We start from the raw sequence: 3,106 nt of genomic DNA on the forward strand, positions 1-3,106 counted from the left end.
GCTTTGGAACCCATGCATTCCTATGCCACGCGCGCGCTCCTGCGGCAAGCGCCGACTCGACGCTGCCGGGAGGGATGCACCGGCGGCAGCGGGAATCCCGCCGGGACCGACCCGGCCTGCGGTGCGCCGGAACAATCGTGCTGTACGCGAAGCCACCGGGCGCGGAGAGCACGGCGACAGCGCGAAGGACCGGGCAATCCCCGGCGACGCGGCCGACAATCCGCTAGGGGGCGGGCCGCTCCCCGGCCAGGAGTGCGGCGTGGCGGCCGTCGGCCTTCATGGCGCGCAGCGCCTGGGCCAACCGCTCCGCGATGTCCTCGTGGCGTCGGTTGAGGTAGAGGAACATGGGGCGCACGGCCAGGGGCGGCTCCAGCGCGCGTACGCCCTGGAGGCCCAGGCTGTCCGCGTAGTGCTCGCCGCCGAGGCGGTGGTAGATCACCACGTCCACCCGGCCGCCGGCCAGCAGGCGGAAAAGCTCCTCCGGCGTGGCCACCTTGGTGACGGATGCCGCGCGCAGGTTCTCCTCCACGATCTTCCAGCCCACGATGTGCCCCACGGCAAGGCGTTCCAGGTCCGGCCAGCCTTCCACGCGCACGCCCGGCGACGCGGCGAAGGCCATGAACTCGTAGCTCATGTTGCTCTCGGGCACGCGCACCAGGTTGGGATAGGTGGCCTCCAGCCCGGCCACGCGGTTGTTGTCGCCGTCGAGCATGCCTGCATCGGCCTCGCGCAGGGAGCGCTCGCTGGGCAGGGTGACGAAGCGCGCCTCCAGTCCGGCGCGGCGGAAGGCCTCCTCGAGGATCCGGTCCAGACGGCCCTTGCCGTCGGGCTGGGAAATGGGAGGCGCGGTGGTGGTACCGATCCGCAGGGGCTCTGCGGCGGCCTGCCCGGCGAACGCAAGAAGCGCCAGGAGCAGCAGGTGGGCGCGCAGGATCACGGCGAGGGCCTCGTGAAGGCGCGGGGAAGCCGGGGCGCAGAGGGAAACCCATCCATCATTGGTAGAGTTTGTCACCATTCGGCCCCGGATTCAAGCGTAAGCTGGACGCATTGCCGAAGGGGCCGCGCGGCGCTATAGACCTCCCATGCAAACCTCCCGACCCGCCCCCTGGGGCCGCGCATGCTCCTGAGCCTGCGCATCGCGCTCCAGGCCCTGGCCACCCACAAGCTGCGCACGGCGCTGGCCATGCTGGGCGTGTTCCTTGGCGCGCTGGCCCTCACCGGGGTGCGCCACGTCTCCCTGGCCATGATGCGCCAGGCCGAGATCGAAGTGGAAAAGCTCGGCCCCAACCTCTTCGCGGTGATGGCCGGACAGGTGCGCTTCACCCGCGACGGCGGCGCGCGCACCGCCGGAGGCGCGGCCACCTTCCAGTTCGAGGATTCCCTGGCGCTCATGCGCTCGCTGCCCGGGGTGATGAAGGCCGTGCCCGTGGTGCTGCGCACCATGCCCATCCGCGCGGGCAACACCAAGGTGGCCTGCCAGATGGTGGCCACCTGGCCGGACTATCCCCAGGTGCGCAGCTTCCAGCCCGACCGAGGCCGTTTCTTCACCTGGGAGGAGGAGCGCGAGAAGGCCAAGGTGGCGGTGCTGGGCCTCAAGATCGCCCAGCGTCTCTTCGGGGACCCCGAGAAGGCCCTGGGCCAGACGGTCACGGTCTACCGGGCCGGGCTCACGGTGGTGGGCGTCATGGAGGAAAAGGGCTCGGACATTTCCGGCACCGACCAGGACGAGCAGGTCTTCGTGCCCGTCTCCACCTACATGCGGCGCATGGCCAACCAGACGTGGGTGACGGGGGTGTTCATGCAGATGGCAGACGGCACGGACTTCGCGCGCATCAAGCGCGAGGCCCAGTCGTTCATGCGCCAGCGCCACAACATCACGGGCGGCAAGCGCGACGACTTCTCGGTGCTCACGGCCGAGGACACCATGCAGCTCAAGCAGCAGGCCCTGGACCTTGTGGCCGTGCTGGGGCTCATCAGTTCCAGCCTTTCCTTCGCGGTGGGGGGGCTTGGCATCCTCTCCATCATGATCCTCCTGGTGCGCGCCAGGAGGCTGGAGATCGGCGTGCGCCGGGCCATGGGGGCCAGGCGGCGCGACATCATCCGCCAGTTCCTGCTGGAGTCCGGGGTGATGAGCATGGCCGGGGGCGCGGCCGGGGTGGCGGCGGCCATGGGGCTGCTCACGGTGGTGTACGCCCTGGGCAACTTTCCCTACGTCTACGACGCCTGGCTCATCGCGCAGGCCCTGGCCGGCTCGGCCCTGCTGGGCTTCGTGGCCGGGGCCTACCCCGCCTGGCAGGCCGCCAACGTGGAGGTGCTCCACGTGCTGCGCGACCGCCAGTAGATAGACTTCTCCATCGCCCAGGCCCCGCGCGGGCCAGCCCCGCCGCCTTTTCGCGAAACGGCCTATCCCGCCGGCTTCAGGGACTCCACGCGCCAACGCTCGAAACCCCTCTCGCACACCAGCCGGGCGGTGTGCAGCCCGAAGGCCTCCATGAGCCCCCGCGAGAGCGATTGCAAGCCGAAGATCGTGGGTTTTTCCGGGTCCGCGCGGCCGAAGGCGCGCACCACCAGGTTGAGCTTGCCCTGGGTGTCGATCTCCAGGCCGCGCCAGCGCTTGAAGGACGCCAGGGCCAGCCCCGCGTCGGCCACGAACTCCACGCTTGGCAGGGCTTGCCCCTGGCGCAGCATGTGGGCGCTCATGCGGAAGCGCTCGTCGAGGTCCGCGCCCTGGGGGCCGGGGGCCACCTCCATGAGCAGGGCCTGCACATACCAGTCCAGGGCCGCCTCGAAGAGCGGCGTGTAGGTGGCGCGCACGGGCGCGGCGGTGTCCTTGGCGAAGAAAGGCTTGCGGAACTGCGGGTGCACGGACTCCGCCAGCAGGGCGTGAGCCATCTCGTGCAGCCAGCGCCCGAAAGGCGGCTCCGCCCGGGCCGACTCCCTGGGCCAGAGCACCACGTGCTTGCGCCGCGCGACGTCCGTGACCACCTCGAAGGCCTCGTGCATGAATTCCTCTTCCACGGGCCAGACGAAACGGCCCAGGAGATCGTCCATGATGGCCTTGCGCTCTGCGGCGGTGAGCTTGTCCGGTTTCATGATCCCTCCTTGC

The 3,106-nt window shown here is 70.2% G+C and carries 3 protein-coding genes; 1 reads left to right on the forward strand and 2 read right to left on the reverse strand.

All coding sequences use genetic code 11. The features are described 5' to 3' along the window. Positions 1-223 precede the first annotated feature (223 nt). Positions 224-937, reverse strand: coding sequence for a substrate-binding periplasmic protein (locus ACV4UX_RS18200; RefSeq protein ID WP_491594695.1), 714 nt, complete (start codon positions 935-937; stop codon positions 224-226). Between the two features lie 180 nt (positions 938-1,117). Here ACV4UX_RS18200 and ACV4UX_RS18205 point away from each other — a divergent pair, with 180 nt between their 5' ends. Next, complete coding sequence (locus ACV4UX_RS18205) at positions 1,118-2,341, forward strand: ABC transporter permease (RefSeq protein WP_491594696.1); 1,224 nt, start codon at positions 1,118-1,120, stop codon at positions 2,339-2,341. A 62-nt stretch (positions 2,342-2,403) separates the two neighbouring features. Here ACV4UX_RS18205 and ACV4UX_RS18210 read toward each other — a convergent pair whose 3' ends face one another. Beyond that, the gene (locus ACV4UX_RS18210) at positions 2,404-3,093 is read right to left on the reverse strand and encodes a hypothetical protein (protein ID WP_491594697.1); all 690 of its coding nucleotides are present in this window, start codon (positions 3,091-3,093) and stop codon (positions 2,404-2,406) included. Between the last annotated feature and the right edge of the window lie 13 nt (positions 3,094-3,106).

This window comes from Fundidesulfovibrio sp. (assembly GCF_058402725.1).

Bases quoted from the DNA above. Each gene is read 5' to 3' on its own strand.
- ACV4UX_RS18205 (WP_491594696.1), top strand. From the start codon at position 1,118: ATGCTCCTGAGCCTGCGCATCGCGCTCCAGGCCCTGGCCACCCACAAG.
- ACV4UX_RS18210 (WP_491594697.1), bottom strand. From the start codon at position 3,093: ATGAAACCGGACAAGCTCACCGCCGCAGAGCGCAAGGCCATCATGGAC.